26 protein-coding genes are annotated in these 25,345 nt (G+C 64.0%); 6 read left to right on the top strand and 20 right to left on the bottom strand.

The annotated features are described in order from the left end of the window. Positions 1 to 82 precede the first annotated feature (82 nt). A complete protein-coding gene (locus tag A3CW_RS0119345; RefSeq protein WP_028205038.1) occupies positions 83 to 589 on the top strand; it encodes a metal-dependent hydrolase in 507 nt (168 codons plus the stop codon). A gap of 205 nt (positions 590 to 794) precedes the next feature. Here A3CW_RS0119345 and A3CW_RS0119340 read toward each other — a convergent pair whose 3' ends face one another. Continuing rightward, positions 795 to 998, bottom strand: coding sequence for a DUF6900 domain-containing protein (locus A3CW_RS0119340; protein ID WP_028205037.1), 204 nt, complete (start codon positions 996 to 998; stop codon positions 795 to 797). 355 nt (positions 999 to 1,353) lie between these two features. Here A3CW_RS0119340 and A3CW_RS0119335 point away from each other — a divergent pair, with 355 nt between their 5' ends. Further along, on the top strand, positions 1,354 to 2,016 hold the full coding sequence (locus tag A3CW_RS0119335) for a helix-turn-helix domain-containing protein (RefSeq protein ID WP_028205036.1): 663 nt from the start codon (positions 1,354 to 1,356) through the stop codon (positions 2,014 to 2,016). 40 nt (positions 2,017 to 2,056) lie between these two features. On the opposite strand, the gene pcaQ is transcribed toward A3CW_RS0119335, so the two are convergent. Next, positions 2,057 to 3,073 (bottom strand): pca operon transcription factor PcaQ, encoded by a 1,017-nt coding sequence (gene pcaQ, locus A3CW_RS0119330; protein WP_028205035.1) that lies wholly within the window; start codon positions 3,071 to 3,073, stop codon positions 2,057 to 2,059. 139 nt (positions 3,074 to 3,212) lie between these two features. Here pcaQ and pcaH point away from each other — a divergent pair, with 139 nt between their 5' ends. Together pcaH and pcaG are read left to right on the top strand one after the other, a co-directional pair. Continuing rightward, the gene (gene pcaH, locus A3CW_RS0119325; RefSeq protein ID WP_028205034.1) at positions 3,213 to 3,917 is read left to right on the top strand and encodes a protocatechuate 3,4-dioxygenase subunit beta; all 705 of its coding nucleotides are present in this window, start codon (positions 3,213 to 3,215) and stop codon (positions 3,915 to 3,917) included. Between the two features lie 3 nt (positions 3,918 to 3,920). After that, positions 3,921 to 4,508, top strand: a complete 588-nt coding sequence (pcaG, locus tag A3CW_RS0119320) for a protocatechuate 3,4-dioxygenase subunit alpha (RefSeq protein WP_028205033.1) — start codon at positions 3,921 to 3,923, stop codon at positions 4,506 to 4,508. A 168-nt stretch (positions 4,509 to 4,676) separates the two neighbouring features. Here the strand turns inward: pcaG and A3CW_RS0119315 are convergent, their stop codons facing one another. The 3 genes from A3CW_RS0119315 to uvrA form a co-directional block, all read right to left on the bottom strand. Next, a complete protein-coding gene (locus tag A3CW_RS0119315) occupies positions 4,677 to 5,255 on the bottom strand; it encodes an NnrU family protein (RefSeq protein WP_028205032.1) in 579 nt (192 codons plus the stop codon). A 319-nt stretch (positions 5,256 to 5,574) separates the two neighbouring features. Beyond that, complete coding sequence (locus tag A3CW_RS0119310; RefSeq protein ID WP_028205031.1) at positions 5,575 to 5,805, bottom strand: H-NS family nucleoid-associated regulatory protein; 231 nt, start codon at positions 5,803 to 5,805, stop codon at positions 5,575 to 5,577. Between the two features lie 307 nt (positions 5,806 to 6,112). Next, on the bottom strand, positions 6,113 to 12,010 hold the full coding sequence (uvrA, locus tag A3CW_RS46885) for an excinuclease ABC subunit UvrA (RefSeq protein ID WP_051481577.1): 5,898 nt from the start codon (positions 12,008 to 12,010) through the stop codon (positions 6,113 to 6,115). Positions 12,011 to 12,192: 182 nt separating this feature from the next. Between uvrA and A3CW_RS46880 the strand changes: the two genes are divergently transcribed. Next, positions 12,193 to 12,492, top strand: coding sequence for a hypothetical protein (locus A3CW_RS46880; RefSeq protein WP_035513274.1), 300 nt, complete (start codon positions 12,193 to 12,195; stop codon positions 12,490 to 12,492). Positions 12,493 to 12,503: 11 nt separating this feature from the next. Here A3CW_RS46880 and A3CW_RS0119295 read toward each other — a convergent pair whose 3' ends face one another. The 6 genes from A3CW_RS0119295 to A3CW_RS0119270 form a co-directional block, all read right to left on the bottom strand. Further along, the gene (locus tag A3CW_RS0119295) at positions 12,504 to 13,334 is read right to left on the bottom strand and encodes a patatin-like phospholipase family protein (protein ID WP_028205030.1); all 831 of its coding nucleotides are present in this window, start codon (positions 13,332 to 13,334) and stop codon (positions 12,504 to 12,506) included. Further along, positions 13,331 to 13,846: a hypothetical protein gene (locus tag A3CW_RS0119290; RefSeq protein ID WP_154677983.1), complete on the bottom strand. Its 516-nt coding sequence runs from the start codon at positions 13,844 to 13,846 to the stop codon at positions 13,331 to 13,333. The genes A3CW_RS0119295 and A3CW_RS0119290 overlap by 4 nt, the downstream gene beginning before the upstream one ends. A 64-nt stretch (positions 13,847 to 13,910) precedes the next feature. Continuing rightward, entirely contained in the window at positions 13,911 to 14,228 is a 318-nt protein-coding gene (locus A3CW_RS53350) for a hypothetical protein (RefSeq protein ID WP_028205028.1), read from the bottom strand. 49 nt (positions 14,229 to 14,277) lie between these two features. After that, positions 14,278 to 14,733 carry a glycoside hydrolase family 73 protein gene (locus A3CW_RS46875; RefSeq protein WP_035513273.1) on the bottom strand — a complete coding sequence of 152 codons (456 nt, stop codon included), beginning with the start codon at positions 14,731 to 14,733 and terminating at the stop codon, positions 14,278 to 14,280. A 106-nt stretch (positions 14,734 to 14,839) separates the two neighbouring features. After that, positions 14,840 to 15,388, bottom strand: a complete 549-nt coding sequence (locus tag A3CW_RS0119275; RefSeq protein WP_028205027.1) for a hypothetical protein — start codon at positions 15,386 to 15,388, stop codon at positions 14,840 to 14,842. Further along, a complete protein-coding gene (locus tag A3CW_RS0119270) occupies positions 15,385 to 15,825 on the bottom strand; it encodes a hypothetical protein (RefSeq protein ID WP_028205026.1) in 441 nt (146 codons plus the stop codon). The genes A3CW_RS0119275 and A3CW_RS0119270 overlap by 4 nt, the downstream gene beginning before the upstream one ends. Positions 15,826 to 15,967: 142 nt before the next feature. Here A3CW_RS0119270 and A3CW_RS0119265 point away from each other — a divergent pair, with 142 nt between their 5' ends. Next, the gene (locus A3CW_RS0119265) at positions 15,968 to 16,960 is read left to right on the top strand and encodes an acyltransferase family protein (RefSeq protein ID WP_028205025.1); all 993 of its coding nucleotides are present in this window, start codon (positions 15,968 to 15,970) and stop codon (positions 16,958 to 16,960) included. A 2-nt stretch (positions 16,961 to 16,962) separates the two neighbouring features. Here the strand turns inward: A3CW_RS0119265 and A3CW_RS46870 are convergent, their stop codons facing one another. Genes A3CW_RS46870 through A3CW_RS46865 form a run of 9 tightly spaced genes read right to left on the bottom strand, consistent with a single transcriptional unit; the run spans position 16,963 to position 25,334 of the window. Next, positions 16,963 to 17,157 (bottom strand): hypothetical protein, encoded by a 195-nt coding sequence (locus A3CW_RS46870; RefSeq protein ID WP_035513272.1) that lies wholly within the window; start codon positions 17,155 to 17,157, stop codon positions 16,963 to 16,965. Between the two features lie 9 nt (positions 17,158 to 17,166). Continuing rightward, the gene (locus tag A3CW_RS51065) at positions 17,167 to 18,150 is read right to left on the bottom strand and encodes a hypothetical protein (RefSeq protein ID WP_245623697.1); all 984 of its coding nucleotides are present in this window, start codon (positions 18,148 to 18,150) and stop codon (positions 17,167 to 17,169) included. Positions 18,151 to 18,156: 6 nt separating this feature from the next. Beyond that, positions 18,157 to 18,750, bottom strand: coding sequence for a YmfQ family protein (locus tag A3CW_RS0119255; protein ID WP_028205024.1), 594 nt, complete (start codon positions 18,748 to 18,750; stop codon positions 18,157 to 18,159). Between the two features lie 3 nt (positions 18,751 to 18,753). Next, the gene (locus A3CW_RS0119250; protein ID WP_028205023.1) at positions 18,754 to 19,923 is read right to left on the bottom strand and encodes a baseplate J/gp47 family protein; all 1,170 of its coding nucleotides are present in this window, start codon (positions 19,921 to 19,923) and stop codon (positions 18,754 to 18,756) included. Continuing rightward, positions 19,923 to 20,375: a phage GP46 family protein gene (locus A3CW_RS0119245; protein WP_028205022.1), complete on the bottom strand. Its 453-nt coding sequence runs from the start codon at positions 20,373 to 20,375 to the stop codon at positions 19,923 to 19,925. Before A3CW_RS0119245 ends, A3CW_RS0119250 begins: the two co-directional genes overlap by 1 nt. After that, positions 20,372 to 20,950, bottom strand: coding sequence for a phage baseplate assembly protein V (locus tag A3CW_RS0119240; RefSeq protein WP_245623696.1), 579 nt, complete (start codon positions 20,948 to 20,950; stop codon positions 20,372 to 20,374). The genes A3CW_RS0119245 and A3CW_RS0119240 overlap by 4 nt, the downstream gene beginning before the upstream one ends. Positions 20,951 to 20,961: 11 nt before the next feature. Further along, positions 20,962 to 22,041 (bottom strand): phage baseplate assembly protein, encoded by a 1,080-nt coding sequence (locus tag A3CW_RS0119235; RefSeq protein WP_028205020.1) that lies wholly within the window; start codon positions 22,039 to 22,041, stop codon positions 20,962 to 20,964. 3 nt (positions 22,042 to 22,044) lie between these two features. Continuing rightward, positions 22,045 to 23,478 carry a DNA circularization protein gene (locus A3CW_RS0119230; protein WP_028205019.1) on the bottom strand — a complete coding sequence of 478 codons (1,434 nt, stop codon included), beginning with the start codon at positions 23,476 to 23,478 and terminating at the stop codon, positions 22,045 to 22,047. Next, positions 23,475 to 25,334, bottom strand: coding sequence for a phage tail tip lysozyme (locus A3CW_RS46865; RefSeq protein ID WP_035513271.1), 1,860 nt, complete (start codon positions 25,332 to 25,334; stop codon positions 23,475 to 23,477). The genes A3CW_RS0119230 and A3CW_RS46865 overlap by 4 nt, the downstream gene beginning before the upstream one ends. Positions 25,335 to 25,345 lie beyond the last annotated feature (11 nt).

The raw sequence follows: 25,345 nt of genomic DNA, 5'->3' as shown, positions 1-25,345 counted from the left end.
TGTCGCCGGCCTGTCACCCCTGTCATAACGGCGACACATCTGCGAAGATTGCGCCCCCTTCGACTTCGCAACACACCGCTTCATGGCATCAGGCACTGCACATCACGCCACGGGTTGGGCCGCCGGCGTCATCGCCGCCGCAATCGTCACGCATCAGGGCGCCGATAGCGCCTGGCATCTCTACGCCGCGCTCGCGTTCGCGGCGGGTGTCGCGGGCGGATCGGCGCCCGACTGGCTGGAGGTCGCATGGTGGCGCAAGAAGCGGCGCCTCTGGATCACGCATCGCACGTTCACGCACTGGGGCATCGGCTGGATCGCGTTGCTCGTGTGGTCGTATCACAAACTCGGGCACCTGCCGCTCGCGGCGCCCGCGTTCGGCTTCGCTTGCGGAGGCGTGATCCACCTGTTCGCCGACTGGCCCAATCCACTGGGTGTGCCGTGGATCTTTCAACGGCACTCGCTGAACTGGTGGCGCAGCGGACGCTGCGACCTGATCGTCGTCGCCGCGTCATGGGTGGCCGCGTGGTTTTTCGCCGTGCATGGCGTGCCGCACGACTGGTCGCTCGCGCCGTTGCGTCGGCTCGTCTGACTGATCAGGTTTTCTGGTACGGGCGCCGGTGCAGGCGCACCGGGCGTCATGCAGCTGATGAAGCGTCGATTAACAATCGTCTGGGCTGGATCGGGCGCCGTATCGCCCATTAATCAGGGTAACGTTTATTATCGTGTTAATAAAAGCCAAAATAAAAACGGCGCCCCTTTAAAGGACGCCGCTTTTAAATCGCGTCATGCGGTATTCAGGCGTTCTGCTCGCACTCGGCGCGGCCCATGCGGTAGCCGACGATCAACCCGGCGTCATACGCCGACTCCAGCGCGCGGCCAATATCCTCCGCGCTCACGAGGTGCGCGTCGGCGGTCGGCTTCCCGGTCAGTTCGAAGCTCTCGATCCCGAGCGTTCTTCGCGAGATTGCCAGCAATAATTCGAGTCGTTCGTCATGCATTTTGCGCTCTCCACTTGATCCACATCATCTGATTACAATGATAAATATCAAAATCCGTGTGAGCCGCGACGCATGGACGCATATTGAAGCGTCACTCTAATATCAAACCCAAGAAATCTTTAAAATTTGTTAAACCAACAGCCGATCAATCTTTAAAAATCATTAAATCGAATCGTTTTAATTCGCAATTAAACAGGGCGTCAATGCAAGATGGCCTGTCCCATGCCGCCGAGCGGACGTCGCGGCCCGGGCCGGCCAGGCGAGGTCAGAGTTTCGCGCGGGCAACCGTTTGATATGATCGGTAAGACATCGCGGGGCCCAACCAGGGCTTTGCGTCAGCATTCGAACGTAGCCCATGGACTCCACGCTCACCCCATCCGCCAGCACGGCGACCACCGAACTCGGCCGCCGCGTGCGCGCCGCGCGCGTCGCCCAGGACCTGACGCTCGATACGGCCAGCCGCCTGTGCGGCGTCTCCCGCTCGACCCTGTCGAAGGTTGAAAACGGCCTCATGTCGCCAACCTTCGACGTGCTCCAAAAGATCGTCGGCGGGCTCAGAATCGACCTGGCCGAGCTGTTCGGCACCCCGCCCCGGCTCAATGCCGGCGGCCGCCGCGCGCTCACGCGCAACGGCGCGGGTCAGCGCCACGCCTATCGCGGCTATCAAATGGAGTTGCTCGCCACCGATCTCGCGCACAAGGCCATGCTGCCGTTTCGCATTCGCATCACCGCGCATTCGCTCGACGCGTTCGACGACTGGGGCCGCCACGAAGGCGAAGAGTTTCTCTACGTGATCAGCGGCAGCGTGTGCCTGTATTCGGAGCTTTACGCGCCCACCTGTCTGGAAACCGGCGACAGCCTCTACTTCGACAGCCGCACCGGCCACGCAGCCATTTCGACGAGCGAAGAAGACGCCGAAGTGCTGTGGATGGCCACGAGCGCGCGCCTGCCCGGCGTCGCGCCGGAAGCGGCGGCAACGTCGAAGTCGCGCGCCAAGGCGAAGCTCACGGCCGGCTGAAGCTAGCGCGCGGCGTTGGGTCTGCGGGATCCGTGAAGCCTCAACCCTTGGCGCCGGGCGAACGCTTGCCAGCGGAAGGGTTTGCGGCACGCGCACGCCGCGTCCGGGGCGCGGCGGAGCCATCCGGCCGCACATCGCGCTCGCGCGCCGCACGCCGCACGGCCTCGATCAACGCGCGACCGGCAGGCGTCGGCTGGGTATCGGTACGCTGAATCACCCCCACCGGCTCTTCGCCGCCCGCGGAAGGCAACGGCAACCGCACCAGCGTCCCGCGCCGAAGATCGTACTCGACGGCACCGGCGGGCACGAACCACACCGCGTCGTTCTGGAGCGCCAGCGCGCGCCCCACCGAAACCGAAAGCAACTCGACGAACGCCGACAGCGGCGCCGCGCCCCAGGCGGCGAGCAGACTGTCCGCCGCCTGGCGGATCAACGTGCCGAACGGCGGCAGCACAAGCGGAAACGATGCGAGTTGCGCAGGCAACCCCGCCCCCTGCGCGAGCGGATGCCCCGCGCGGACCACCACGGCGAGCGGCTCGTTGTACAACTGCTCGAAGCTCAGGCCCACCATGCGCTCGGGGTCGGCCAGACGGCCCACCGCAAAGCTGATCGCCCCTGTCTTCAGCCGATCGAGCAGCTCAGTGTTGGCCCCCGTCATCAGCCGCACGCTCACGCGCGGCCATGCCTCGCCGAAGTGACGCAACGCGCCGGGCAGCAACGCCGTCGCCACAGTAGGCAGCACGCCGATATCGAGCGTCGCGGTCACCGCGCCTTCGTCCCGCGCTAGCAAGGCCACGCCCTGGCGCAGCGCGCTCACGCAGGCGCTCGCGTGCGGCATGAAAAGCTGCCCCTCGCGCGTGGGCACCGCGCCGTGCCGCCCGCGCTCGAACAGCTTCACGCCCAGCACCAGCTCCAGCTCGGCAATCGTCTTCGACACGGCAGGCTGGGTGACCGAAAGACTCTGGGCGGCCTGCTGCACGCTGCCCATCTGCGCCACGGCAAGGAAACACTGGAGATGGCGGAATTTGACGCGTCCGTCCGCGAGCCGGTTTTGCATAACGATTCGTTATACGAGGTGCGAAAAAACATCATTTTGCATAACTTTTCGCTTTGGATAAAGTGGCTGCATCGGCTCGCACCGCCAAACGCTGCCGGCGCCAGGCCATTCCCCCAATAATCCACTCAGGAGACACCCCATGGCCGAGTCCATCCTGTCGCCGCGCGACTTCGACTCGCACCCCGCGTACGTTTATCCGCCGTACCGTTCGTCGGTCAAACGCGGCCCCACGCTCCCGCTCATCCCGCTGAAGGAAAAGCTGCGCAACCAGCACGCGCCCGTGTACGGCACCGACGACCTCGGCGCGCTCGATCACGACCTCACGCGCAACGCGGCCAGGAACGGCGCGCCGCTCGGCGAGCGCATCATCGTCACGGGCCGCGTGCTCGACGAAGGCGGCAAGCCGGTGCGCAACACGCTCGTCGAAATCTGGCAGGCCAACGCCGCCGGCCGCTATGTCCACAAGCAGGACCAGCACGACGCGCCGCTCGATCCCAACTTCCTCGGCGCCGGCCGCGCGATCACCGATAACGACGGCCGCTATCGCTTCCTCACGATCAAGCCGGGCGCCTATCCCTGGGGCAATCACCCGAACGCCTGGCGTCCGAATCACATCCACTTCTCGCTGTTCGGCGATTATTTCGGCTCGCGTCTCGTCACGCAGATGTATTTCCCCGGCGACCCGCTGCTCGCGTTCGACCCGATCTACCAGGGCACGCCCGAAGACGCACGCGAGCGCATGATTTCGCGCTTCTCGCTCGACACCACCGAAGAAGGCTACGCGCTCGGCTACGAATTCGACATCGTGCTGCGCGGCCCCAACCAAACCCCCACGGAGCGTTGAACCATGGCACTCAAGGAAACGCCTTCGCAAACGGTCGGCCCGTACTTCGCCTACGGCCTGTGCCCGCAGCAATACGACTTCGATTTCAAGAGCCTCTTCACGGCCAATGTGGTCGGGCCGGAAACGCCGGGCGAGCACATCACGCTGATCGGCCGCGTGATCGACGGCGACGGCAAGGCCGTGTTCGACGCGATGCTCGAGTTTTCGCAGGTCGACGCAAACGGCCGTTATCCGGCTTCGCGCGAGGCAATCGCCAAAGACGGCTTCCGCGGTTTTGCACGCGTGGGCACGGGCACGGATGCGCAGCACCGCTTCATCGTGCATACCGTGAAGCCGGGCGTCGAGAACGCCGGCGAAGCGCCGCATCTGAACGTGATCGTGATGATGCGCGGGATGCTCACGCACACCTTCACGCGCATCTACTTCGAAGACGAAGCCGCCGCCAACGCCGCGGACCCGGTGCTCTCAGCCGTGCCCGCCGCGCGCCGCGACACGCTCGTCGCGCGCCGCAGCGAGCAGGCCGGCAGCATCGTCTACACGTTCGACATCCGCATGCAGGGCGAACAGGAGACGGTGTTCTTCGATCTTTAATGCATCGACGGATACGCGAGCCGGATCGTGCGGACTTTCACGTAGCTTTCATGAACCGGCCCTATGATCGTGCCGCTGCGATCTGATCGCGGAACTCCGAGCTGTACCTTGTGAAGCCTGCCATGCGCAGGCTTCTTTTTTGCAGCGCGCCTGCGGCCCGCCGCACGCTCAGCCGAGCGGCCGCACACCGATCAGCACGCCATGCAGCCAGAAGGCGAACACGGCCCAGACCACGAGTCCGACCACGACGACGATCGCATCGCGCGAAACTTGTCCCGGCGGATAGACCACCCCGGCTTCGCGATCGCGCCGGTTCTCGCCCCGCAGTTCGAACAACGTCCAGACGAGGAAAACGCCGAAGAGAATGATGGCGTTGAGCGTGCCGTTCGCGAGCAGATGCGCGAACGCCCAAAGCGCGACACCGCTCACGAACGGCTGGCCGACCGCGCGCTTGAAGTGATTGCCCGGCACATAGGCCGCGACGAGCAGGATGAAGGCAATGGCGGTGAGGAGCGCCGTGACATGCGCCATCCAGAACGGCGGCAGCCAGATCGGCACGGGATAGCGGCGTGATAGACCGTAGCCATAGACGATCAGGACGAAGCCCAGAATGGAAAGCAACGCGAACGCGCCTCGCCAGGCACGCGGACCCAGGCGCTCGATCTGCGCGGCGCGCCAGGGCCCTGCCACGATGCGGATCGAATGGACACCAATGAAAATCACGAGGCCCAGCACGAGTATCGCCATGACTACCTCCCTGCCGCAGCAAGAACGCAATGGGCGAGATTGTCGCCCAGCTTGATCGCACAGCCAACCGGAGTTTTCAAAAAAGCTGACTAATTACGCGCGCAAATGCCGGCCAAAAAGAATGCGTAATTCATTGCGCGCCTTAGCCGGCGCGGCACATTAGGAGGCGCAATTAAATCCCGGCTCGCGCCGAAAGGCATTTTAAAACTATGCTGAATAATACTGGGCGCCGCGCCATTGCGCGGGCTTTGCGGCATGCGCCGCGAACGGTCTGGCGGTCGAAACGGCAACACCGGCGCGCCTTCACGCACCGTCATGCCTAGCAGCGAAAATGCTCGATATCCTGTCCCGCGTGCTTATAGCGCAACAGCCAGGGCGGCATATCGCCCTCGCCATTCCACGTATTCCCGTATGCGTCGCGGTACTTGGGTAGTTTTTCGCTTTCGGCAATAGACGCTTCAAGCTCTTCGAACGTAATGCCGTACTCTTCCATACGGCGTCGAATCCACACGATGAGCCGTTCGCGCGCCTCTCCATCGAGGTCGAACATCGATTAATTCCTCTCGCTTCGTCAAGGGCAAGGCACCGATACAACGATCGGCAGAGAATCGTCTTCCCTGAAAAGACAAAGGCTTCGCGAACGAACTGCGAAGCCTTGCTGCACTGATGAGGTGGCCTGGGCGTGGAGCCCGCGACCGGTTCGGAGGGGATCTGCAGTCCGCTGCTCCGCTCTCAGTTGACGCCGCTACAGATGAGCGAACGTTTGCTGCAAGCGGAGCCCATGATACCTTGCGCTCGCGGCACAGATCAAGCGGTTTCAAGGCGGAGCGGGCCTTTGCGGCCCGCTCCGTGTTCCTTTAGCGCGAAGCCGCCGCGCCGGTTGCGCGCCGCTCGGGTGCAGGTTTCCTTTCGGCAACGTTCACGTCGCCCTGGCCGCGCGCCAGGACGGGCGCGAGCGCCGCACCGGTGTGGCTCGCCCGCACCTTCGCGAGCGCTTCGGGATCGGCCGCGGCGACGATCGTGCCGCCGCCCACACCGCCTTCCGGCCCGAGATCGATGATCCAGTCGGCTTCGGCGATCACGTCGAGGTCATGCTCGATCACGACGACGCTATGCCCCGCGTCCGCGAGCCGGTGCAGCACGCTGATGAGGCGCGCCACGTCGGCCATATGCAGGCCCACCGTGGGCTCGTCGAGCACGTAGAGCGTGTGCGGCGCCTTCTGGCCGCGACGCGTGATGTCGTCGCGCACCTTCGAGAGCTCGGTCACGAGCTTGATGCGCTGCGCCTCGCCGCCCGAGAGCGTGGGCGAAGGCTGGCCGAGCGTGAGGTAGCCGAGACCCACGTCCTTCATGAGCTGCAACGGGTGCGAAATACTCGTGATCGCCCCGAAGAACTCCACCGCCTCGTCGATTTCCATCGTCAGCACTTCGCCGATGTTCCGGCCGCGCCACGTCACGGCCAGCGTTTCCGGATTGAAGCGCTGGCCGTGGCACACGTCGCACGGCACCTTCACGTCGGGCAGGAAGCTCATGCCGATGGTGCGCACGCCCTGGCCTTCGCACGCGGGACAGCGTCCATCGCCGGTATTGAACGAGAAACGCGACGCGCTATAGCCGCGGGCGCGCGCCTCGAGCGTATCGGCGAAAAGGCGGCGGATCGCGTCCCACACGCCGATATAGGTCGCGGGGCACGAGCGCGGCGTTTTGCCGATCGGCGTCTGGTCGACTTCGAGCACGCGGTCGATGCTTTCCCACCCGCTAATCGAATCGCAGCCCTGCCACGTATGCGAAACCTCGAGCTTCGGCTTGGTGCTCGTGCGCGCGAGCACGCTCGAACGTCGTTCCGCCGCGCTCGGTGCTTTCTCCTTCACCGCCTTGCGCGCGCGGCGCTCGGCAGGCGAAGACAGCACCGAACGCCCCACGGCGTCGAGCAGATTGGAAAGCAGCACGTCGCGCGCGAGCGTGGACTTGCCGGAGCCGCTCACGCCCGTAATCGCCACGAGACGGCCGAGCGGGATCTGCGCGGTCACGTTGCGCAGGTTGTGCAGCTTGCCGCCGTGCACGGTGAGCCATTGGCCCGGCACCGCCTCGCGTCCCGCGCGCGCAGGACGCACTTCGCGGCGCGGCTGCAGCGGGTGCTGGATCGGCTGCGCGAGATAGCGGCCCGTGAGCGAATCGGGCTGCGCCGCGAGATCGGCCACGCTGCCCTGCGCGACCACGCGGCCGCCGCGTTTGCCAGCGCTCGGACCGATGTCGATGATGTGATCGGCGCGGCGGATCGTGTCCTCGTCGTGTTCGACCACGACGAGCGTGTTGCCCTTCTCGCCGAGGCTGCGCAGCGCGTCGAGCAGGATCTGGTTGTCGCGCGGATGCAGGCCGATGGTCGGTTCGTCGAGTACGTAGCACACGCCCTGCAAGTTACTGCCCAGTTGCGCGGCGAGACGGATGCGCTGCGCCTCGCCACCCGAAAGGCTCGGCGCGGCGCGATCGAGGCTCAGATAGCCGAGCCCCACTTCCTCCAGGAACTGCAACCGGCTGCGGATCTCACTCACCACGTCGCGCGCGATCTGCGCGTCGCGGCCGTTGAGCTTCAGCGTATCGATCCAGCGGCGCGTTTCCGCCACGGTCCACTGCGCGACGTCGACGATGGGATGCGCGTCGAACGTCACGGCGCGCGCCACCGGATTCAGGCGCGTGCCGCCGCAATCGTGGCACGGCTCGTCGACCATGCCGTCGGGTTCCTGCTCTTCCGAAGGCAGGGTTTGCTCGCGGCCACGGCCGTCTTCGGCGACGATCGTGTCGTCGTAGGCGGCGCGCTGCTCGCGCGTGAGCGCGAGGCCCGTGCCCACGCAGGTCGTGCACCAGCCGTGCTTGCTGTTGTACGAGAACATGCGCGGATCGAGTTCCGGATAGCTCGTGCCGCACACCGGGCAGGCGCGCCGCGTCGAAAGCACTTTCACCTCGCCGATGCTCGCCGTCGAACCGCCATTGCCCAGCACATGATCGAGGCCGTCGAGTGGCGCGAGCAGGTGCACGATGCCCTTGCCTGCTTCGAGCGTCGCGCCGAGCATCGCCCGCAACTGCGCCTCGTTTTCAGGCTCGATCACGAGGTCGCCCACGGGCAATTCGATCGTATGTTCGCGGAAACGGTCGAGCTTGGGCCACGGCGCGACGGGCACGAACTCGCCATCCACGCGCAGATGTGTGTTGCCGCGCGCTTTCGCCCACTTCGCGAGATCGGTGTAGACGCCCTTGCGATTGACGACGAGTGGCGCGAGCAAACCGACATGCTGGCCGCGGTGTTCGCGCAGCAGCTGCGCGACGATCGCATCGACACCTTGCGACGTGACAGGCGTGCCGTCATGCACGCAGTGCTGCACGCCGAGCTTCACGTAGAGCAGACGCAGGAAGTGCCACACCTCGGAGGTCGTGGCGACCGTACTCTTGCGGCCGCCGCGCGAAAGGCGCTGCTCGATCGCGACGGTCGGCGGAATGCCATACACGGCATCGACTTCGGGGCGGCCCGCAGGCTGCACGATCGAACGCGCATACGCATTGAGCGATTCGAGGTAGCGCCGCTGGCCTTCGTGAAAGAGGATGTCGAACGCGAGCGTGGACTTGCCCGAGCCCGACACGCCCGTGATGACGTTGAAGCGGCCGTGCGGAATATCGACGTCGAGCGCCTTGAGGTTGTGCTCGCGCGCGTTCACGATGCGCACCACATCCTCGCCCTGCACGTCGCGGCGCGCCTGCGCGGCACGCAACGCGGTCTGCAGCGCCACGCCCTCTTCTTCGGCGAGCAGTTCGACACTGCTGCCAAGCGCGGCTTCGTAGCGCTCGAGCGCCGCACCGGTATGCGAGCGCGGGCATGCGATCACGTCTTCGGGCGTGCCGACGCACACCACTTCGCCGCCCGCGTCGCCGCCCTCGGGGCCGAGATCGATCAGCCAGTCGGCGGCGCGGATCACGTCGAGGTTGTGTTCGATCACGAGCAGCGAATGACCGCCCGCGAGCAGCTTGCCGAAGGCGCGCATCAGCTTGGCGATGTCGTCGAAATGCAGACCCGTGGTCGGCTCGTCGAACATGAAGAGACGGCCGCCCGCTTCCTTGCCGCGCGACTGCGCAGTTTCGGCGAGATAGCCGGCGAGCTTCAGGCGCTGCGCCTCGCCGCCCGAGAGCGTCGGCACCGGCTGGCCGAGCTTCACGTATTCGAGGCCCACGTCCACGATCGGCTGGAGCACGCGCAATACCTCGGCATCCTCAGCGAAGCATTGCACCGCTTCGCTCACCGTGAGGTCGAGCACGTCCGCCACCGAAAGCGCGCGGCCGGCGCGCTCGATCTTCACTTCGAGCACTTCCGCGCGATAGCGGCTGCCGTCGCAATCGGGGCAACGCAGGTACACATCGCTCAGGAACTGCATTTCGATGTGCTCGAAGCCCGAACCGCCGCAGGTCGGGCAGCGGCCTTCGCCCGAGTTGAAGCTGAACATGCCCGCCGTATAGCCGCGCTGTTTCGCGAGCGTCGCCTTGGCGAACAGCTTGCGGATCTCGTCGAACGCGCCGACATAGCTGGCCGGATTCGAGCGCGCCGTCTTGCCGATCGGCGACTGGTCGACGAACACGGCGTCGCTGATCTGCTCCGCGCCGCTCAGCTTGCGGAACGTGCCGGGCGCTTCGGTCGCTTTGCCCAGATGCCGCGCGAGCGCGGGATAAAGCACATCCTGCACCAACGTCGATTTGCCCGAGCCCGAAACGCCCGTCACGCACACGAGCCGCTGCAGCGGAATCTGCACGGTCACGTCGCGCAGGTTGTGCTCGCTTGCGCCTTCGAGCAGGAGGTTCGGCGTGGACGCGTCAACCGGGCGCCGCTCCCAGTGCGAAGCGTCGGCGACGGCGCGGTGGCCGCCCAGGTACTCGCCCGTCAGGGTGCCCGACGAGCGGATATCGTTCGGCGTGCCGTCGTAGACGATCGTGCCGCCGCGCTCGCCAGGGCCGGGGCCCATGTCGATGAGGCGGTCGGCCGCGAGCATCACAGAAGGATCGTGCTCGACCACGACGAGCGTGTTGCCTGCGTCGCGCAGACGATGCATCGCTTCGACGATGCGGTTGAGGTCGCGCGGATGCAGGCCGATGCTCGGTTCGTCGAGCACGAACAGGGTTTTCGTGAGCGACGTGCCGAGCGCCGTGGTCAGGTTGATACGCTGCACTTCGCCGCCCGAAAGCGTGCGGCTCTGGCGGTCGAGCGTGAGATAGCCGAGGCCCACGTCGCAGAGATACTTCAGGCGCGTGCGCACTTCCTCGAGCAGCAGCTTCAGCGCATCATCCAGCAATGTTGAGGAAAGCGAAAGATTGTCGAAGAAGCGGCGAATGCGCTCGATCGGCAGCAGCATCACGTCGTGCACGGTGAGGCCCGGCAACGCTTCGAGCTGCGCGCGCGTCCAGTCCACGCCGTGCGGCAGGAAACGCCCCGAAGGCGCGAGCACGTCGTCCGCATTCTGCTGCGTGCCGAGGCGCCATTGCAGAGCCTCGGTTTTCAGGCGTGCGCCGCCGCAGGTTTCGCATGGCGTGTAGCTGCGGTACTTCGACAGCAGCACGCGAATGTGCATTTTGTACGCCTTCGACTCCAGATACTGGAAGAAGCGCTTCACGCCGTACCACTGCGTTTGCCAGCTGCCCTTCCAGTCCGGCGCGCCGTTGATGACCCAGTCGCGCTGCGCCTGCGTCAGCTCGGACCATGCCGTATCGCGCGGAATGCCGGCTTTCGCGGCGTAGCGCATCAGGTCGTCCTGGCACTCCTTCCAAGCCGGCGTTTGCAGCGGCTTGATCGCACCGCCGCGCAGCGACTTGCGCTCGTCGGGGATCACGAGGCCCCAATCCACGCCGATCACGCGGCCAAACCCGCGGCACGCGTCGCACGCGCCGTAGGCCGAGTTGAACGAGAACAGCGCGGGCTGCGGATCGGCGTAGCGCAGATCGCTGTCCGGGCAATGCAGCCCCGTCGAGAAACGCCAGATCTGTGGCTCAGCCGCGGCTTCAGCGTCGCCGCTCTCGAGCACGTAAATGTTGACGCGCCCGCTGCCGCGCTTGAGCGAGGCTTCGATCGCCTCGATCGCGCGGCTCTTCTCCACGTTCTGCATGCGGAAACGGTCGGCGACCACGTCGAGCAGCTTGCGCGTGCCTTCGGCGGTCTTCACCTCGCGCTGCGCCTGCACGCGCGTATAGCCACTCGCGGAGAGCCATTGCGCGACTTCTTCCTCGGTGGTCGTATCGGGCAACTCGACCGGAAACGTGACCACGAGACGCGGGTCGCCCGCGGCCGTGCGCGCCATCAGTTCGGCGTAAATCGTCTCAGGCGTGTCGTGGCGCACGGGCTGCGCCGTGACGCGGTCGAACAGATTCGCGGCGCGCGCGTAGAGCAGCTTCAGGTGGTCGTTCAGCTCCGTCATCGTGCCGACCGTGGAGCGCGAACTGCGCACCGGGTTGGTCTGGTCGATGGCGATGGCAGGCGGCACGCCATCCACGCGATCGACCTGCGGCCGGTCCATGCGGTCGAGGAACTGGCGCGCATAGGCGCTGAACGTTTCGACGTAACGGCGCTGGCCTTCCGCGTAAAGCGTGTCGAAGACGAGGCTCGACTTGCCCGAGCCCGAAGGCCCGGTGACGACTGTCATTTCGCCGGTGTGCAGGTCGAGGTCGAGGTTCTTGAGGTTGTGCTGGCGGGCACCACGGATTCGGATTAGCTTGTTGGAAGGCAATTTATTGAACTAAATCAATGTGTTAGAGCCGTTTTCCGGCATCATCGCCCGGACCTGAAATGCACATTCCTGAACTAAAGAAATCAAACACTTACAAGGCCGTTTTGGATCGGTGCGCCCTGGCTCGACAGGTTAGGGGCGATAGTAGCACACTGTATATCCGTACAGTTTTTGGAAATATCGTGCCGCACCGCCCTCCACTCACCGCCGCCCGGCTCGCCCAGATCTGGGACGAAAATCCGGACCCTGTCGTGCTCGAGTTGCTGTGGGAAATCCACCGGCTCCGTGCGACGATCTCGCGCGCCAATCAGGTTCGCAACTTTATCGGGGCCCGCGGGCACGGCGCCGTGCCTTCATCGGTATGGGAATGCTTCATACGGGAGCTGGATACAGAGCCCTGCCTGACCGACAAACCGACGCCGCGGCAGGAAGCGGTCGTCGAAAGGATATTGACGCGGCCGTCGAAGAGCGACGACCGCTGACGTGGGAACGTCTATTGGAGGGCGGTTGCCGCCGGCGCCGCGATGAGCGTGAGCGCGGCCTTCGCCGCGTCATAACCGTCGTTGAACAGCCGCTGCCGGAGCTCGAGCGGCATCGTGCGATCGAGCGTCGAGGCATAGCCAGTCTCGACGAACGCCATGTGCGCGCCGCCGGTCTGCGCGGCCGATACGTGCGTCGACTCGCAGGCGGACAGCATCAGGTCGATCAACCGCTCGGAGAACCCAAACGGCGAAAGCGACGTGTCCGGCTGCATCGGCAGGTCCTGACTCACGAGCTGCACGCCGAGCCGCGGCACGTCGTCGACCTTCAGGCGATCGACTGGAATGTTGTTCACCATCCCGCCGTCGGCGAGCAGCGCATCCCCCAGTCGTACCGGCTCGAATGCGAAGGGAATCGACGTCGATGCGCGCACCGCCTGCGCGACCGCCACGCTCGGCGTCGTCGCACGTGAGAACTCGAACGGCGCCTCGCTCGCCACGTCCGACGCTACGACCGTCAGATCCGTCGACAGCTGACCGAACGTCATGCCGTTGGTCTGCTCGGTCAGCCAGTCGAGCAGCCGCCGGCCGTCGCAGAAGCCGCGCAGGCGCACCGCCGACATCAGGCTGAAGGAGAGCATGTTCGACCAGTCGAACGTCAGGGCCAGCATCTTCATGTCCGACAGCTTCATGCGGCACGCCGCCATTGCCGCGACGATGCTGCCGCCCGACGTGCCCGCCAGCTCGACCGGCTCGAAACCAGCATCGGCGACGGCCTGCAGGGCGCCGACGTGCGCCGGCACCTTGAAGCCCGAGCCGCTCAGTGCGAGGCGCAGTGGCTTCATTGCGTGGTCGCCGATGCCGCGACCGGCGCCGAAGCAGCAGACGGCGTCGATGCGGGCGACGCGGCGGCAGCTTGCTGTGCCTGCACCGCCGTGAGTACCTGATTCAGGATCGGCTGCGCGAGCGTCAGGCCGATCAAGATCGCGGGCTGGTTGGGCAACATCGGAAGCGCGCCGACGAGCGTGATGAGCGCCGGAAACGCCGTATCGTTCAGCGTTTTCAGATTCGTCACGTCGATAATGCCGCCGGCCGCGCAGACCGACGCGTTGATCGCGATGATCCCTGGCTTCGTCGGGTCGCTCGGATCACCAGTCAGCAACACCTTCTGGCTCGCATTGAGCAGCGGCGATGCGGCGATCGCCTTGAGATCCGCGTTGACCACCGGACAGAAGTCGGTCACGAGTTGCTGAGGCGTGACGATGAGTTTGGGAGCGGTCACGGTATCGTTCGTGGCACAGCCAGCGAAAAAGATGGACGCGACAATGCCTGCCGCGAGCAGCATGCGTTTCTTCATGGTGAGAACCTTCGGGAGTCGAGTGCGGCAATCGCCGCGAGAACCTGCTGGAGAGAACGACGGGTTACTGCACCGCTGCAGGCGCTGCAGCGGTCGGGACGGGTGCAACTTGCGCTACAGCGACAGGCGCCGGCGCAGGAGCCGCGGCAATCGGCAGTGCAGGCTCTGCAGGCGCAGCAGCCTCGGCGAGCTGAGCGACGCCGGCGCCCGGCTCGCTCGCGGCCGCGCCGCCGCTCGTCGCAGCATGGAAGACACCGAGCCCTGTGAGCGCGGCGACGATCCCCATGACGAGCTCTTTCGGGTCAGCCTGATGTGTGAATACCAGCGAGCCCCATAGGGCAAACAGCAGTGTGGCGGCGAGCAGCTTGATCCATGCATTCATGGTTTCCTCTGGGCGAAAAAAAAGCCGCGGTATGCGGCAGTTGGAACGGCTAGGTGTCGAGCTGCGTGAGCCCGTGTGCATTGATGATCGAGATGATCTTCGCGGCATAGTGCGGATCCGTCGCATAGCCGGCGGCGGCCACGGCGCGTGCGAAGAGCGCCCCGGTCGAATACGCGAACGCCGGCGCGTAGCGCGGGTTATCGATCAGGAACTGCGCGCGGTCCTGCAGGCTCGCTAGCCAGCTGTCGTAGACGCGCCACTTGGCCTGTTCGGTGATCGGCTTGCCGTCGACATACTCCGTCGTCGGCAGCGTGACGGTCTGGCCAGTCCAGCTCGGATCCGCCTTCACGCCGAAGAGGTTGAAATACTTCGTCGCGAGCTGCGACGTCGCCCAGCCCGATTCGAGCGCCGCCTGCGCGACGGTGAAACTGGCCGGGATGTTGCTCGAGGCGGCGAGCGCCTGCGCCGGCGGCGCGATCGCCGCAATAAAGTCGTCGGGTGTCATATTGCCTCTGCGAAGAATCGACGCGCAGGCGCGCGCCGCGCCGGGGCGCAGGCGCGCGCGAGGTGTCAGGGGGAAATGGGAACGGCGCTCGAGGAGCGCCAACAGCTCAGTGGGTGTTGCCTATCCAGGGCTTCGCGGGCAGCGGCGGCCGCACGGCCGTATCCAGCTTTCGGCTCACTGCTTGCGCGGTGCTTGCGGCTTCATCGACCTTCGTCGCCGTCGCGCTTACCTTCTTTTCGACCTGCACGCTGGTCTGCTGTGCGGCAGTTGCGGCCGCGGTCGCCTGCCGCGCCTGCTTCAGCATCGCCGCGGTCGTCGCATCGCTGATCCGCGCGCGATCGCCCAGGAAGCGCAGCGTATAGGCCGCGAGCTCGCGCGTGTCCGCCATCTGGTTGCGCAGATCGTCGAGCGCGGCCACGTCGTGCTGATTCATGCTTGTGAGGTCATCGATGCGGCCTTTGAACTCACGCACGCACGCCTCGCGCTCTTCGCTGCGCACCAGCGGCATCCGGTCGACGAGCTGCATCCGCTCGCGCTGGTTGATCCAGTTCATCACCCCGGCGCCGGCGGCCATGGCCAGCAGCACCACCATCGCGAACAGCACGAAGATGTCGATGCGATGCCAAAACGCCTTCAGTCGTTGCCCTTTCGTCATGGCGTGTCCGTCGGCCGACGGCCTCCAATCTGTGCCTGCAGTTCAACGATCCGACGATCCTTCTCCGCCAGACTGAGCATCAGCGCCTCGATCTTCAGGCGGTCCTGGAGCCGGTCCTCTGCCGCCTGCTGAACCATCTTGCGGTACCGCGCCTCGGAAACCGACAGCAGCCGCCGATAGCGCGTCTCTCGGGATATCGCTTTGTGGTACTGGGCCTCCCATTCTTTCGATGCGCGGGCGAGGCTCTCGAGGGTCGACGCCTCGATCTCGTCGCGGCGCATCTCGAGCTTGTCGCTCGATTCCGTCTTCCGCACGCCGGAGATCTCCCTGCGTGCGCGCAGCCAGCCGGCTGACATCGTGCCGGCGAGCACGGCAAGCGATGCCGAAATTCCCGAAAGCAGCTTTACAAGGCTCATATCGTCGCCGGAGGTTGGCATAGGCTCTTATGCTCCTTGAATGATTCTGACAATAAAACAGCAATAGGCGGCGTATATACCGACGGCGATGTATCGGCTTTGAGGGAAACGGCCGCGCCTTACGGACCCTGATAGAATTCGAAAAAATTAGAAAGGGTTCGTAATGGGTATCTATCGTCTACTCCTAGCTGTCGCCGTCATGCTTTCGCATATCGGCATCGCATGGTACGGCCACAATCCCGGCGTCATCGCAGTTGTGTCCTTTTACCTTTTGAGTGGTTACGTCATGACCGCTTTAGTGCAGCGGCATTACACAACCCTGGACAGCATCCCGTCGTTCTATCTCGATCGGATGATGAGACTGTTCCCGCAGTTTCTTTTCTACAGCCTGCTCACGCTCGCGCTTATCATCTGCTTTCATCCGGCGTCGGATTTCATTTCTGGACTCACACCAGCGACGGCAGCCCTCAACCTGACGATGCTGCCGCTTAACTTCTTCCGATATTTCCCGAACGCGCTAACGATCCCTCAGGCGTGGTCGCTTGGACTGGAGTCGCAGTTTTATCTGGCAATTCCGTTCATTCTGATTCTGCGACTGCGCGTGCCTGTCCTTTTGTTGTCGCTCGCCTTCTTTCTGCTTCCATATCTCGGCGTTCTGGACAGCGATACATGGGGCTATCGCATGCTGCCGGGAACGCTCTTTGTGTTTCTTCTGGGAAGTTTTCTTCGAACCGGCGAGCACAAAGCTCTAACGATGTTTGCGTATGCAGCGTGTGCCATTCTGCTTGGCGCCGGGATCGCGGGCAACGCGATTCGATTCCCTTTGTTTGAAGTCCTATTTGGAGTCGTGATCGGCGCCCCGATTGTCTTGGCACTAACAAAGATCCGCTTCGGTCGGCTAGAGGAGTTTGCCGGAAATCTCAGCTATGGCATGTTTCTCAACCACTTCTTTATTCTCTGGTCATTCCAGATCGCCGGATTTCATCAAGATTCAAAACTGTATATTCCCGGCCTGCTAATTGCATCCGTCATACTGGCTTGGGGCTCATACGAACTCGTCGAAAAACGGGTAATCTCCCTGCGCCACGCATTGCGCAAGAGATCCCCAGCTTCAAGCGAGTATGTTCCCGCCTCGGAGCATTTGAAGGCCGAATAACATCAAGATTGCGTTGGCGATGGCAAGCCCGGAGCGGACGCACTGGTGGCGGCATAGAACGCCGCCCATCTGGCATCATTCGCCTCGACGGTGCCGAGATTAGTGTAAACCGAAGGATCTTGCGGCCCAGCAAAATATGCAACGATCTTTTGATCCGTCGAATCGGCAAATTGTACATTGATGGTTGCATTCATCATACGTCCTCGTTAGATTGAGTACCCCGAAACGTAGATAACATACAATGGAGTTCCGGCCGTGGATGTAGCCGTATAATAAATCGTCTGCGGCGTTGGCGGTGTGACAGAATAATTTCCATAAAATGGAACGGTAGCCGTCAACGAGGGGTTTGAGGTATTCTGCTGGCCGCAATTATTTGCATCCGAATAGACGGAAATAATCATGCTGCTCGTTGCGCTTGACGAAAGCCCCATCAGCCCGCTTACCAGCTTGGCATTCATGGGCACTGCGGAGGATAGTGAAAGCGCTGTGGGTGTGCTGGCAGATGTAGCAGTGGTCAAGACGTTGGTTGATGGGACCGAGAATGTCCGATCAAGCTGATAGCCGATCTTGAACTGGCCGCTCGCATTCGTTGCCCACACGCCCAAAAGCGCACTAGCCGTATAACCGCTCACCGGGTTTGAACCGCCATATACATTCGGCGCCACTGAGCTTGTAGCGTTCGTGTAAAGCAGCCCCTTCGCGCCAGTAGTCGGGTTATAGACTGCATACTCTGCAACGAATCCACTTACGGGAGCAGACCCGGTATCCATCCCGTTGAGTCCAGTCGTCGCAAGGTTGCCAGTGCCACTGAAGCTAGCCAGCACGGTCTTTTGACCGCCCAGAGCAGATCCAACGACGATCTCATCTGCCGTAATCGTTTTCGTCGACGATGCTGCTGCGACTTTCGAAACCAGATTGCGACGGTCCCCGATCACCGCTGCCGACTGAGCTATCAGGGCTCGAATGGCGGCGAGAATCTGTGCGTTATTTGTGCGATCAGGTGCGATGTTTGCTCCACCCAATATCGCTATCAGCTCTTCCTGAATCGCGTTGTATTGGTAGGACGGCCAACGCGTCGCAGGCACATTGGTCGCGGCGTTACCGTCGGTCGCACCCTGCGGTGTGCCGGTGGTCGGCGCAGTATCCGCCTGGGCCATCGGCACTGAATTCGCTGCAATGAGTCGATCCATGTTCGGTCAGTCCGAATACGAGAAGTTGAGAATGGTCTGAGCAGGAGCAATGCGCTCGAGCTCGCACTGAAGAACGTTGTTGCCCCATGTGGCGAATGGCGTGCCGAAGGAACCACCGAAAGTGAGATGGTTGATCGTGAATGTCGGAGCGTTCACTTGCCATGCATACGCCCAGTCGTCCCCCCCGAATGGCAAACCAAACGCCATGCCGAACTGCGCGGGCACGAACTGGCTGATCGTGATCGCATAGCCGATAGCGCTCGCGACGGCAGTGAAATACGGAATCGATTGGCCGCCGCTCGCTGCCAGACGACCCACTACCTGTGCGACGCGCTGCTCGGTCGTCGGCGCTTCGCCGGCGCACGGATCAGGAAGCCCAAGTGTCGATTCCCACTCTGGTAGCAGCTCGTAGGTCGATCCCGGAAAAGCATCGATAAGCAGATTGTTGGCACGCGCGTTCAGGCGCGCGAATACCGGTGTGAGCGTGCCAAGCACTTGAGATTGCGTCGCGTCGCTGTCACGCGGCCACACACGACCGCGCGGCAAATGAGCCTGCAACGCGCGGAGATAGTCCGCAGCGCTGTAATTGGGTGCGAGCATGGTTCAGACGTAGTTGACAGTGCCGAGCACCGGCAACTGGCCGGCGCTCATGGTGATATTCGCATTGGGAGAAAGCGACGTCGTCACGCCCGCGACCGTGCTCGTAACTGCGGTGATCAGATAGCCGCTCGTACCCGAGACCGAATTCACCGCGCCCGTGATATCGGACCAGTCGATCGTCCCTTTAGGCTGACCATTCCGAAAGAAAACGTCCGACAACGCCGAATTGACCGCGGCCTGAGTGGTACTTCCCACCGCGCTCAATCCGGAGATCGTGAAGCCGATCTGGTTTTCGATTGGCGAGCACGCGTAGACGAGCGCCGTCACCGGCTGTTCGCTGACTATTGCGTCCGCGACCGTCAGCTGGTCGCCAATGGCGACGACACCCCGTGGAGTGCCGGTCGGGCCTTGATCGTGCTGCGAGACGCCGTTCGTTCCCTGTGGGAAACCGGCGTGGGCCGATTCGACGAGGTCCATCATGAAGTAGACGACGACGGTGCCGGGCCCGAATCCATTGGGTTGACACCAGGCACGCGTGACGCCCGCGATGGCCGTTGCCCATTGCACGTAGTCGTTTTGATCGCCGCCCTGCGCCGGGTTCTGATACGCGTCCATCACGCGCGTGCGATAGGCTTCCTGCTGCTCAACGTCCGCGCCAGGCTCGACGGTTCCGGAGACAGTGCCTGTCGAAGGGATCCCCGCGATCGCAGACGTAAGTGTCATCGATGTGCCGTTATCGCAGTTGGCTGCGCTGCCAGCCACTGTCGCCTGCACTTCAACAGTCACGGTGCCATCGGTCGCCACCTCCGTCGACGACAGGACGGTGTAGAGCGTGTTGTCCTGCCGCGAGATCCCCGCGCCCGCATTTATTGGTGTGCCCGGGACCGCTCCAGTGAAGAGGACATTCAGCACTGTTGCGGTGGCTTTCTTCAGGTAGGTGCTCTTGAGCGCGCCCCAGCCGGCAAGATATTCGTCCTGGGCGGTCCACGGCACCGCCTGTTTCGCAATCCAGTCGAGATAGCCATAGACACCCCAGATCAGAGCGGCCAGCGCTGCGCCAAGAATCTTGAGCACGGCCTTCTGGAGGAACGCGAGGATCGAACTGAAACCCGTCTGGATGTCGCTCCAGATCTGCGTGCGCAGCTCGGTAAGAGTTGGTCTGGAGTACGGCATTAGTTTGTTCCCCACGCCCAGTTATAGGTCTGCGGTGCGCCGCCGCCGGGCGGCCATGCGACGATCGTGCTGGCCAGCATGTCCGCGCGCGCCCACTGCACGCCTACATCGAAGCGCGCGACGACGCTCGTATCGATGAGCCATTGAATCGCCTCGACGATATAGTCGTAGGCATCGCGAAGCGTTTCGTCAGTGGGCGATTTGCGCCGTGCGAGCAGCCATAGACGAGAGCCCGTGAGGCCCGTCGGGTCGTCCGTGCCGTCGTCGCCCCACCAGCCGCGCCGGTCGTTCGAGCCGTCGGGGATGACGTCGTCATCCGCGGCCTCGCGATCGCTGAACAGGCTGAACAGCAGGGCTGTCTGCAGGTCGTCGCCAGTCGCGATGTCGTTGGCGAGCAGCTGCCAGTCTCCGCGCCCATTCGCGGCATCCCAATAGATCTTGATATCGCTCATTCGGTCACCGTCGGGGTGCCGGTATTGATCGTGCTGCCACCGGTCTGGATGTTCACGATCGGGTGTTTGTGCTCGTCGTACAGTGCGCGGTCTGCTGCCATGCTGCGACCTGTCGTATCGCAGTTGTCGACGATGTCGCCCGTGCACTCGAGGAGCGGTGTGACCATGCGGACCTTCGTGGCGGCATTGATCGTCACGGTCGTTGCGTTATCCACCTCAACCGGTTGCCCATTGGCCGCAACCTTGATGCCGCCGCTGGCCGTGAGATAGATCTGCTTCCCGTCCTGCGTGTAGATCACGCTCTCGCCCGGCGCGAGATTTCGGACCCGATATTTCTGGTGGTTAGAAGCGACGATCACGCCATTACTGCGATCGCCGCCGACGAAGACCATGGCCACATCGCTACCCTCAGGCGGATTCGAGCTGAAGCCGAAATCATGGACGACCGGGATGTTGTCGATCGTCTCGAGATCGTTCACCGTCAGCTGCACCATCTGCACCGGGCCCGAATCCTTCACCAGATTCACGCGCGCGCGCCCAATGATGTTTAGAATGCGCCGTGCCGCACGGTCCATGAACCCTTTACTCATCGCGTCGCCCCGGTAGTACTCGCGTCGACGAACATCGGCTGCAGCGCGATCGGCTCGGCCGCATACGCCGCCGGATCCATGATGATCAGCTCTGCCGTCGTGCCCTCTTCTGCGTTGCGCTTGTACGTCACCTCGCCGATGAGCCACGTTTGCTGCGAGATCTTCAGCTTCGGGATGTCGACATAGACGAGCGTGTTAGGCGTCCACAGCGTGCCCGAGGCATCCCGCCAGCTGTCGGTCTTCACCATCACCATCGCCGCGCGCCCGGCGCGCCGGTTCATCTCCCAGATCGCGCGCCGGCGCGCGAGATCCTGAAATCCCTGCACGGCCTCGGCGACGATGTAGCGCTCGCGCACGCGCTTCACGCCGACGTCGCTCACCGTAGCGATCATGTTCGGCCCGATCCCGGCGTCCGTGAACGACAGAACCGATTGCGCGAAACACGTGTACGACGAGAACCGGTCGCGCGCCGAATAGACGACCGACGCTTCCTGAATGTTCAGGCCCTGCACGAGTCCGCCAGCAGCCTGCACACCCGAATTTGAACGCGCAAGCCGCAGACTCCCATCCGGCTCGTCATAGACGAGCAGCTGGCTGAAGCGACTCACGCGCTCGATGATCTCGAATGGCGTCTCGCCGATGAAGACGTTGAATTGAGGGATCGCGATCAGGTCGCTGACGTCGCACTTCACCGTGATGCCATAGTGCGCCGCCAGTTTCGTGGCGACGTCCAGCGCAGACGTTCCGCTGATCTGCCCGTTCGGCCACACGGCCGAGCAATCGACCAGATCCTCACATTTGCTGCGGCCGGCCACGCGCACAGTGTGCGTATCCGGACCGATCGACGGGATGTAGTCGTCGATGTAGCCGGTCAGCACGAGATCGGCGCCCAGATCGATGAGGCATTCGTCGCCCGGCTGCACGACGACCTCGGTCACGATGTCCTGCTCGATCTGCTCTTCCGTAAGCCCGATCTCGAAATCGGAGACACAGCGCTCGATGCCACGCGTCACGCGGATGTCGGTCCAGCCAGTAATCGTCTGGTCGCCGACGCTCAGAAACAGTTCATCGTCCATCGATCAGTTCGAAAGCGCCTGAAACGTTGCGGGCATGAAGAGCGGATGAACGGGCGCGACCTGCTGCACGAGCTGGTCGGCGCGCGTGGCATCGCCGTAGATCCGATGGGCCAGCACCAGCGCCGGCAGCGAGCCATTGAACGACATGGTCGACAGCGACGCGAGGTCCGCGCCGCGCGCCTGCAGATCCTCGACGACGGAGTTACGAAGCGTGCGCAGCGCGGCGAACGAATTGTCGTCGCCGGCGTCGGCCGCAGTCTCGATCTCGCTGTCGAGCAGGGTCGTGACCGTGGCGATCATCGACGTCGCATCGTCATATGAAGACGGCTGGTAGACGGACACGGACTGCGCGAGCTGAGAGATCGCCGCTCGGCGCAACAGCGCCGACGTCGCCGCCTCCATGGTCGACATGGCGCTGCCGATCGTCGATGTCATGTAAGTGCCGCTCGGCGCGAAGCTCGCGAGCGATGACAGCGATCGGATCGCGTCCGCGGGGCTCGACATCGTCGCGGCCAGCGCTGCGGCATAAGACTGGCCCGCAGAATTGAGCGCGTCTGACGATGACGGATTGGCGGCCGCCACCGTGAGCGCGGTTCCCGCCTGCGTGAGTGCAGCTCGAGCTGTGGCATCCGCGTTGAGCAGCTGCTGCGCTGTGGTGCCCGCCGGCGCAGACTGGTTCGATCCGCTGTAACCGGAATTGCCAGCTCCGAAGAAGCGCCCGAAATTCCCCGCCAGCGTGCTCACGGAGTTCGCGAAACGCCTCACGTCATTGACTGCCGTCACGCCCAGCTGAACCCAGCTCACCGCGACGCCCACGCCCGTCTGGACGATCGCGGCGCCCTCCTGAATCGCGGCCGCGGTCGACTGGACAAAATCGAGCGCCGCACCCAGGCCGAGCGCGTCCGCGGCACTCTGCAAGAGCGACGTCGTGTCGCTCACCGACGAGGTATCCGACCTCACGCCGTTGCGCATGAACGCAAAGCGCACCACGATCACGCGGCCATGCTCGAGGCTCTCTCCAGCCTCCGCGGCGAGGCACGAAACATTCTCGATGCGGCCGAACGTCGGGTGCACCAGCGTCTGCGCCCCGCTCTCGCAAACCGTCACCATGCGATCGCGCTGGCCGATGACCGCACCGCCGCCATAGACACGGCTGTTCTCGACCAGAAAGCCGAAGATCTCGAACCGGCGCGGCAGCTTGCCGAGCTCTTCGACCCAGGCGTCGTCGCGGAAGGCGTACTCGTGCACCGCGTTGCGCGTGCCGAACTTTGTGTTCGTGCTGACGACGGCGAACGGCACGCCGCCGTACGATGCCTGGCGCAGCGATCCCCACCACGAATTCGCCGACGGCCCGGTGAGCAGCGACGCAAGCTTGCTGGTCGCGGACGCGACGCCGCCGATGCTGCCGGCCAGATTCGTCAGCGATGCGATGCTCATATTGCAGGTTCCATGAGTGCAGAATCGCCCACGTTCGTGGACGCCGTCGTGTTGCCCGTCGTGCGCACGGTCGCGCGCGTGCCAGGCGGCGCGTTCGGCAGCTCGACCTTCACATGCACCGTGCTGTCCCTGCTCTGCGCGACGCTCTGGTTCACGGCGACCGCGTCGGCTGCACGGCTCGAGGCTTCGCCATCGACATCCGCCGGCCGCTCATAGAGCCGCGAGACAACGTCGCCCGCCTGCGCTGCGGTTTGCGCTTGTGCCAGCGCGTCGCCGGCGCGCTTCTCGGAGCCCTGCCGCATCTCGTAGTCGACGAACTGCAGCTGCTGGTCGAGCGTCGAGTTGCGGATATCGATGCCGAAGCGCTTGCGGAACGCGTCCTGCCGGTCTTGATGCCACTGCCCGAGTCCATAGGCCGTACCGTTGTCGCCGACGGCACCGGCGTTGTATCCGCTCTCGCGGTAGAGGTTGGCCGCGATGCCGGAGGCCTGCGCCTGCGACCAACCCATATCCTCGAAGCGCTGCACGATCGCGCCGGTCTGCGAGCTGTCCGCAGCGCTGTTTACGAACAGGCTGCGGATCGAACGGAAGATCCGGCCGCCGAGGCCGCCGTCGGCCGGCGCCGCGACGTTGGGTGTAGCCACCCCGCCGGCGATCGCCTCCGCAACCCGCTGATCGCGGCCTGCAGCCGATTCCCCTGGCAACTGATGGATGCTGCGATCGAGCGCCTTGGCGCGCTCTTTCTCCGCGATGTAGCCGGCCGCAGCGACGACCGCCGCACCGCCGGGCCCTGTCGTTGTAGCGATAGTCGTCAACAGGCCCACGAGCCGTACTGCTTTCGCGATCAGCGTCGTGATGCTCAGGATCGGGCCAGCGAACGTGATCGCGGCGATCGCCGCGGCAATCGTCTGCACGCCCCCCAGCGAGTCGACGAACCCCTTTATCTCATCGGCCTTCGCCGACCAGTCCGTCTCCTCGATCCAGCGCGCGATCTTCGGGCCGTACTCGTTTGCGATCGGCCCCATCTCGTCGGCCACCTTCGCGAGCGCCGGCGCGAGAGATGCGCCAATCGAGTTCTTCAGCTTGTCGACGTTCGCATCGAGGCCGACGAGGGCCTCGTTATAGCGCTCGCCCTGCGCGATCTGCTCGGGCGTCATCACCGCGTTGAGCGAGCGGAATTTCCCGACATATGCGTCGATCGCCGCGCTGCCCTTGCCAAGCAGCGGCGCGAGATCGCTCACGCCGAAGATCTCGAGGAACTTCTGGCGCGCCTGTGTATTCGAGATCTTCGAAGCCGCGTTCGCCACGTCGCGCAACGCTTTCGCCGTATCGATCGACCCGTCGCGCAGCCGATGGATGCCGATGCCCTTATCGGCCAGCACGCCGGCGACGAACGTGTCGCGGCCCGCGGCGGCATCCTCGAACGCGCTGCCGACAGACTTCAGCCCGTTGGTCATCGACTCGCTGGAGACGCCGGCGAGCCGCGCTGCACCCTGGTACTCCTGCAGCTCGGTCGTGCCCATGCCGATGCTGTAGGCCGTATTCCGGATCTGCACCGCATTGCGGCCCCAGCTGGTCGCCAATGCGACGACGCCGGCGACGGTTGCGGCGCCCGTCAGCGCGGCGACCGGCGGCGCGAGCGACGCAACGCGGCGCGCCGACTCGGTCGCGAAGATGCCGACCTTTTCGATGCTCCGGCCGAGCTTGTCCATCCCCGTCTCTTTCGAGAAAGCGGAGACGGACGCCTTCACGTCCGAGATCGGCTTCGTGATCTTGGCGACCGCCTTGTTCACGTTCTGCGCGACGGCCGTTGCCCGGTCGACTGCAGTGATCGTGATCGAAAAAACGTTCGCCATCAGGAGGCCTT

The organism is Paraburkholderia nodosa DSM 21604 (genome assembly GCF_000519185.1).
GTDB lineage: Bacteria > Pseudomonadota > Gammaproteobacteria > Burkholderiales > Burkholderiaceae > Paraburkholderia > Paraburkholderia nodosa.
Note: the sequence above shows the minus strand (reverse complement) of the source record. Positions and strands in the feature narration are given on the sequence as shown.

Excerpts from the sequence above, each read along its gene's own strand:
- A3CW_RS0119345 (WP_028205038.1), top strand. The coding sequence starts at position 83 with ATGGCATCAGGCACTGCACATCACGCCACGGGTTGGGCCGCCGGCGTC.
- A3CW_RS0119340 (WP_028205037.1), bottom strand. The coding sequence starts at position 998 with ATGCATGACGAACGACTCGAATTATTGCTGGCAATCTCGCGAAGAACG.
- A3CW_RS0119335 (WP_028205036.1), top strand. The coding sequence starts at position 1,354 with ATGGACTCCACGCTCACCCCATCCGCCAGCACGGCGACCACCGAACTC.
- pcaQ (WP_028205035.1), bottom strand. The coding sequence starts at position 3,073 with ATGCAAAACCGGCTCGCGGACGGACGCGTCAAATTCCGCCATCTCCAG.
- pcaH (WP_028205034.1), top strand. The coding sequence starts at position 3,213 with ATGGCCGAGTCCATCCTGTCGCCGCGCGACTTCGACTCGCACCCCGCG.
- pcaG (WP_028205033.1), top strand. The coding sequence starts at position 3,921 with ATGGCACTCAAGGAAACGCCTTCGCAAACGGTCGGCCCGTACTTCGCC.
- A3CW_RS0119315 (WP_028205032.1), bottom strand. The coding sequence starts at position 5,255 with ATGGCGATACTCGTGCTGGGCCTCGTGATTTTCATTGGTGTCCATTCG.
- A3CW_RS0119310 (WP_028205031.1), bottom strand. The coding sequence starts at position 5,805 with ATGTTCGACCTCGATGGAGAGGCGCGCGAACGGCTCATCGTGTGGATT.
- A3CW_RS0119295 (WP_028205030.1), bottom strand. The coding sequence starts at position 13,334 with ATGAAGCCACTGCGCCTCGCACTGAGCGGCTCGGGCTTCAAGGTGCCG.
- A3CW_RS0119290 (WP_154677983.1), bottom strand. The coding sequence starts at position 13,846 with ATGAAGAAACGCATGCTGCTCGCGGCAGGCATTGTCGCGTCCATCTTT.
- A3CW_RS53350 (WP_028205028.1), bottom strand. The coding sequence starts at position 14,228 with ATGAATGCATGGATCAAGCTGCTCGCCGCCACACTGCTGTTTGCCCTA.
- A3CW_RS46875 (WP_035513273.1), bottom strand. The coding sequence starts at position 14,733 with ATGACACCCGACGACTTTATTGCGGCGATCGCGCCGCCGGCGCAGGCG.
- A3CW_RS0119275 (WP_028205027.1), bottom strand. The coding sequence starts at position 15,388 with ATGACGAAAGGGCAACGACTGAAGGCGTTTTGGCATCGCATCGACATC.
- A3CW_RS0119270 (WP_028205026.1), bottom strand. The coding sequence starts at position 15,825 with ATGCCAACCTCCGGCGACGATATGAGCCTTGTAAAGCTGCTTTCGGGA.
- A3CW_RS0119265 (WP_028205025.1), top strand. The coding sequence starts at position 15,968 with ATGGGTATCTATCGTCTACTCCTAGCTGTCGCCGTCATGCTTTCGCAT.
- A3CW_RS46870 (WP_035513272.1), bottom strand. The coding sequence starts at position 17,157 with ATGATGAATGCAACCATCAATGTACAATTTGCCGATTCGACGGATCAA.
- A3CW_RS51065 (WP_245623697.1), bottom strand. The coding sequence starts at position 18,150 with ATGGATCGACTCATTGCAGCGAATTCAGTGCCGATGGCCCAGGCGGAT.
- A3CW_RS0119255 (WP_028205024.1), bottom strand. The coding sequence starts at position 18,750 with ATGCTCGCACCCAATTACAGCGCTGCGGACTATCTCCGCGCGTTGCAG.
- A3CW_RS0119250 (WP_028205023.1), bottom strand. The coding sequence starts at position 19,923 with ATGCCGTACTCCAGACCAACTCTTACCGAGCTGCGCACGCAGATCTGG.
- A3CW_RS0119245 (WP_028205022.1), bottom strand. The coding sequence starts at position 20,375 with ATGAGCGATATCAAGATCTATTGGGATGCCGCGAATGGGCGCGGAGAC.
- A3CW_RS0119240 (WP_245623696.1), bottom strand. The coding sequence starts at position 20,950 with ATGGACCGTGCGGCACGGCGCATTCTAAACATCATTGGGCGCGCGCGC.
- A3CW_RS0119235 (WP_028205020.1), bottom strand. The coding sequence starts at position 22,041 with ATGGACGATGAACTGTTTCTGAGCGTCGGCGACCAGACGATTACTGGC.
- A3CW_RS0119230 (WP_028205019.1), bottom strand. The coding sequence starts at position 23,478 with ATGAGCATCGCATCGCTGACGAATCTGGCCGGCAGCATCGGCGGCGTC.
- A3CW_RS46865 (WP_035513271.1), bottom strand. The coding sequence starts at position 25,334 with ATGGCGAACGTTTTTTCGATCACGATCACTGCAGTCGACCGGGCAACG.